Genomic DNA, 5,526 nt, shown 5'->3' with positions numbered 1-5,526 from the left:
TTCGCGTTCTTCGCGTCTTCGCGGTTAAAAATAATTATCGAACCGCGAAGACGCGAAGAACGCGAAGAAGGAAATATTTTTAAACTATGTAGAGACGCGGATAGTAAAACGCCTCTACGACGCTTCGTTATTATAAGAAAAATTCACTCTCAAGATAGAGAGACACTTGTGCCGATTAATAGAAGATAAAATATAACGTGCGAAATCTGCCTTCAAACGATGGTATCGAAGACAGCCTCAAACAACTAAAAGTAAGCAAACTGATTCGTGAACTTAGGCAATTAACAACATTGACCCAAGAAGAATTTGCCACATTATTAGGTGTCGCTTACGGTACGATCAACCGTTGGGAAAACGGTCATATGCAACCATCTCCATTAGCGCTCAAACCATTGTAGAGTAGAGACGTTGCAATGGAACGTCTGTAGAGTAGAGACGTTCCATAAGTCCCATCGAGGATGCGTTATTTGATACTTCTTCCCCGTTACCCGCTGTGCAAAAAGAACGACTCGAAGTAGTACAGCGCAACGGACTTCGCTTGCTGAAATTGGTCAACACCTTACTCGATTTTTCCCGCATTCAAGCAGGACGCATTCAAACAACTTATGAACCTACAGATTTAGCCACGCTGACAACTGAACTTGCCAGTGTGTTTCGTTCGCTGATCGAACAAGCGGGAATGCAGTTGGTGGTGGATTGTGCTGCATTACCAGAAGCGATTTATGTTGATCGCCAAATGTGGGAAAAAATTATTTTTAATTTATTATCAAACGCCTTTAAGTTTACTTTCGCAGGCAGAATTGCAGTTCGCTTGCAAAACCTTGAAACTGATATAGAGTTAACAATTGAAGATACTGGTATCGGCATTCCCCCAGAAGAATTGCCGCATTTGTTTGAGCGATTTCATCGCGTGAAAGGCGCACAGAAACGCAGTTTTGAAGGTTCAGGCATTGGTTTGGCGCTGGTACAGGAATTGGTGAAATTACACGGTGGCACAGTCACCGCGACGAGTGTACTGGGGCAAGGTAGTTGTTTTAAAGTAACTATTCGTAAGGGGGAGCGGGGGAGCGGGGGAGCGGGGGAGCGGGGGAACGGGGGAGATGGGGAGCGGGGGAGCGGGGGAGCGGGGGGCAAGGATTCTTCCCAATGACGGCAGGTGCTCCACTTGGGGAGACCCCAAGACCGCACTGCCTCCCCCATGCCCAATGCCCATTGCCCTTTCCCCAATTTCTTATGTGGAAGAAGCGCAGCGCTGGCTGTCTGTAAAAGAGGAGGGGGGAGACAAGGGAGAGGGGGGAGACAAAAAAGCAAGTCACGAGCGATCGCGCATTTTGTTGGCTGACGATAATGGAGATATGCGCGATTATATTCAGCGGCTGTTGAGTTCGCGTTATATAGTTGAGGCTGTCGCAGATGGAATGGCAGCGTTAAATACTATTCGGGAAAATCCACCGGATTTGGTGTTAAGCGATGTGATGATGCCGAAAATGGATGGCTTTGAATTGTTGCGATCGCTGCGAAGCGATTTGAAAACTCAAGAAATCCCGATTATTCTCTTATCAGCACGAGCCGGGGAAGAATCGCGCATTGAAGGACTTACAGCCGGAGCGGATGATTATTTAATTAAACCATTTTCCGCACGCGAATTACTTGCACGAGTCGAATCAAGCTTAAAGTTAGCTAAACTGCGACAAACCACACAAACGTTACATACCGAAGCCGAAACCGCTAAAGCAAATCTAGAAAGCGTTTTAGCAAACCTTGAAGATGGATTTGTCACTCTCGATCGCAATTGGTGTTTCACCTATATCAACGATCGCCAAGCCCAAATTTGGGGAATACGTCGTGAAGAGGCGATCGGCAACCTCGAAGGCTACTTCACGCAACTCAATCCAGCTTGGGAACGAACGCTGGGATTTAGCGAAACCGAACTGAAAGCAAAGCCTTATATTGAGTTTGTGCATCCGGATGATCGAGCCGCAACGCTCTTGGAAGCGGAAAAACTACCACAAGAATATCAAACAATTGGCTTTGAAAATCGTTACCTGACAAAAGACGGTTTTTACCGATGGCTTTCGTGGGACGTTGTGTCCTTACCTGGACAGAATGTTTTTTACGCAGCGGCTCATGATATTAGCGCTCGCAAACTTGCAGAACTTGCGCGAGAACAATTACTAGTGCGCGAACAAGCCGCACGAGAAGCCGCCGAAAACGCCAATCGTGTCAAAGATGAATTTTTGACGGTTCTCTCCCACGAGTTACGCACCCCGCTTAATCCGATTCTCGGTTGGTCAAAACTGCTACAAATGGGTAAGCTGAATGCGGCGAAATCTATTGAAGCGATCGCCATCATCGAACGCAACGCCAAGCTACAAGTACAACTGATTGACGATTTGCTTGACATTTCCCGCATTTTACGCGGCAAAATGAGCTTAACCGTGATGCCTGTTAATTTAGCTACGGTGATTGCAGCCGCTTTGGAAACGGTACGATTAGCTGCCGAAGCCAAAGAAGTGCAAATTCAATATACGACGGCAAACGCAGTCGGTACAGTCAACGGCGATCCAGGACGATTGCAGCAAGTTGTCTGGAATCTCTTATCCAATGCGGTTAAATTTACACCAAAAGGCGGACAGATTACAGTTAACTTGACACAAGTTAAAACAAACGTACAAATCCAAGTCAAAGACACCGGCAAAGGAATTAATCCCGACTTTCTACCGTATGTATTTGAGCATTTCCGCCAAGAAGATGGTGCGACAACGCGGCAATTTGGGGGGTTGGGATTAGGACTGGCGATCGCACGTCAAATCGTGGAAATGCACGGCGGTACAGTAATGGCAGACAGCCCAGGTGAAGGACTGGGAGCTACTTTTACAGTACAAATTCCTTTATTTCGACCGTTTGAGGAGATAAAAAAAGACTCTTCACCCAAATCAGCAGTTAATTTAAGCGGTGTTAAGGTTTTACTAGTCGATGATGATGCTGATTCGCGGGAGTTTATCAGCTTTATTTTAGAGCAAGAACAGGCGATTGTTACAACCGTAGCATCGGGGTTTGAAGCGCTACAAGTAATTGAGCAAGCAATTCCTGATATCGTCGTCAGCGATATTGGAATGCCAGAAATGAATGGATATATGCTTATGCATCAACTACGTATGCGTACAGCATCAATTGGAGGCATCGAAGCGATCGCTTTAACAGCTTATGCCGGAGAATTAAATCAACAACAAGCACTCGCAGCCGGCTTTCAACGACATTTACCTAAACCGGTTGAAATCGATGAATTAATTCAGGCGATCGCTATATTAGTAGGCATGGGGCATGGGGCATAGGGCATGGGGCATGGGGCATTGGGCATTGGGGAGGCAGTGCGGTGGACGGGTTCCCCGGCATAAAGCATCTGCCGTCATGGGGCATTGGTTTTGGCTGAGTCAGTCCTCTAGTAATTGCGGAAGCGATCGCCTCCTCAAGCACCAGAATTCAAGTTTACTTATTATCTATACCTAGAATGCAAGAATCTATAAAAGAAGGACTGGCAACCCCGATCCAAGAATGCGATGAGGAGTTGGATTGGTGAATCATTGTAGGGGCACAACAATGTTGTGCCCTTACCATGTGTTGCATCCCAACGCGAATTCATATTTATGACATACCCGATCCAAGAATGCGATGAGGAGTTGGATTGGTGAGTCATTGTAGGGGCACAACAATGTTGTGCCCTTACTACGTGTTGCATCCCAACGCGAATTCATATTTATGACATAACACACGATTTTAAATCAAAAAGGGATATCAAACAGGAAATCTTGATCATCAAAATTATGTTGCGGGTTGTCTGGATCATCTGCCCAACGCTGGGGATTATTTAAAATATATTCTCGGATATTATCTATAGATTTTTGCTCTCTTCCAATGTGTTCATAAAAATTGCGTTGCCAGATTGATTGTCCTTTGGTCTGCCAAATTATATTAATGCGTTTGCTGACAACACCTTTATAGCTGCGAATAACTGTAGAAATAGAACCAGGTACAGGTTTACCGAATTGTTCTGTGTTGCAGTCAAGATGTTGATTGAGGGCACAACAATGTTGTGCCCCTACAGGTTTATCGGTGATGATTAAGATGCCGTGTAGATGGTTAGGCATGACCACAAACGTATCTAATTCAATATGGGGAAAATGATCGGGTATTGTTTGCCAGCAGTTGAAGGCAATATGACCTAAATAATTTAATTGCATTTCGCTCTTAACCACATTACCAAATAAACATTGCCGCCCTTTGGTGCAAATGGTGATGAAATATGCACCAGGTTGGGTGTAATCGTACCCTTTCAAGCGAATAGAATGGCGGTGATGTATTTGTGGATCATAAAGCATGAATTTTTATATGTAGTTATTAGCAATATGTGTTTATTTTAATCGATGATTTTTATTTGCACCCATATACACAACGTAGGGGCACGGCAATGCCGTGCCCTCCAACCCGTTTGGCATCTCAACGAGAAACAATATTGTTTTGCACAGTGCGTATTACATTTGAATGATACTAATTCTTCTACGGGAAGTTACAAATAAATTCTTGGCTGGGGTGAACAGTTCTATCAGGGCACAACATTGTTGTGCCCCTACGGGAGATATTTGTGGTAGCTTTAGTTCGCAGGTTTGTGAAGATGGAATAATAAGGAAAATATTCGCCCTTGAATCACCATCATTCACCCTTGGATCTCGGATATTGCAGTTCTGAGCATGAAGTTTCGAGTTCAAAGGTCGGAGTTCCGAGTTCAAAGGTCGAAGTTCCGAGTTCAGAGGTCGAAGTTCCGAGTTCAGAGGTCGAAGTTCCGAGTTCAGAGGTTGAAGTTTCGAGTTTTGAAGGTGAAAATTGGAGTTCTGAGGCTAAATGGTGGAGATAATAAGTACAGACCATTGTAAGGGCACGGCATTGCCGTGCCCCTACCCATGTTCTTTACTCCAAATATATTTGCGGCAGACTTCGCAAGCGGCTTTTGCTTCCTCTGTTGGCGGATTGGTGAAGATGGGATGGTAACGCAACCTGTCGCAACAGACTTGCAACCATCCACGCCAGTCAGCCCGCCACAACCGCACTGTGCCGTCTTCACCTGCACTGACAATCGTCTGCCCATCCGCGCTAATGGCGACAGACCAGACCCTACCCTGATGACCACCGAAGGGTTCAGCCCTTTGCTGACCTGGGAAATTCCATAACCGCACTGTGCCGTCACCACCCCCACTGACAATCGTCTGCCCATCCGGGCTAATAGCGACAGACAAGACCACACCCTGATGACCACGGAAGGGTTCAGCCCTTTGCTGACCTGGGAAATTCCACAACCGCACAGTGCCGTCTTCACCTGCACTGACAATCGTCTGCCCATCCGCGCTAATGGCGACAGAATAGACCCTACCCTGATGACCACGGAAGGGTTCAGCCCTTTGCTGACCTGGGAAATTCCACAACCGCACAGTGCCGTCTTCACCTGCACTGACAATCGTCTGCCCATCCGCG

The 5,526-nt window shown here is 46.1% G+C and carries 4 protein-coding genes and 2 pseudogenes; 3 read left to right on the top strand and 3 right to left on the bottom strand.

Annotation, left to right across the window (positions count from 1 at the left end):
- The 3 genes and pseudogenes from AABK37_RS40150 to AABK37_RS40140 all read left to right on the top strand — a co-directional run.
- Positions 1-189: hypothetical protein (locus AABK37_RS40150; protein ID WP_432556964.1), on the top strand; the 189-nt coding region annotated here is incomplete at its 5' end.
- 8 nt (positions 190-197) lie between these two features.
- Positions 198-398 (top strand): helix-turn-helix domain-containing protein, encoded by a 201-nt coding sequence (locus AABK37_RS40145; protein ID WP_432556963.1) that lies wholly within the window; start codon positions 198-200, stop codon positions 396-398.
- Positions 399-496: 98 nt separating this feature from the next.
- Positions 497-3,335, top strand: a pseudogene (locus AABK37_RS40140) (ATP-binding protein); the annotation flags it as partial.
- Here the strand turns inward: AABK37_RS40140 and AABK37_RS40135 are convergent.
- The 3 genes and pseudogenes from AABK37_RS40135 to AABK37_RS40125 all read right to left on the bottom strand — a co-directional run.
- Positions 3,304-3,477 carry a hypothetical protein gene (locus AABK37_RS40135; protein ID WP_432556962.1) on the bottom strand — a complete coding sequence of 58 codons (174 nt, stop codon included), beginning with the start codon at positions 3,475-3,477 and terminating at the stop codon, positions 3,304-3,306. The pseudogene AABK37_RS40140 and the gene AABK37_RS40135 overlap by 32 nt on opposite strands.
- A gap of 305 nt (positions 3,478-3,782) precedes the next feature.
- On the bottom strand, positions 3,783-4,379 hold the full coding sequence (locus AABK37_RS40130) for a transposase (RefSeq protein WP_432556961.1): 597 nt from the start codon (positions 4,377-4,379) through the stop codon (positions 3,783-3,785).
- 573 nt (positions 4,380-4,952) lie between these two features.
- A pseudogene (locus AABK37_RS40125) lies at positions 4,953-5,526 on the bottom strand (WD40 repeat domain-containing protein); the annotation flags it as partial.

Origin of the sequence: Tolypothrix sp. VBCCA 56010, from assembly GCF_050875635.1 — a bacterium.
Lineage (GTDB): Bacteria > Cyanobacteriota > Cyanobacteriia > Cyanobacteriales > Nostocaceae > Hassallia.
The sequence above is the reverse complement of the archived record's forward strand: the minus strand, read 5'-3'. Positions and strand labels throughout refer to the sequence as shown.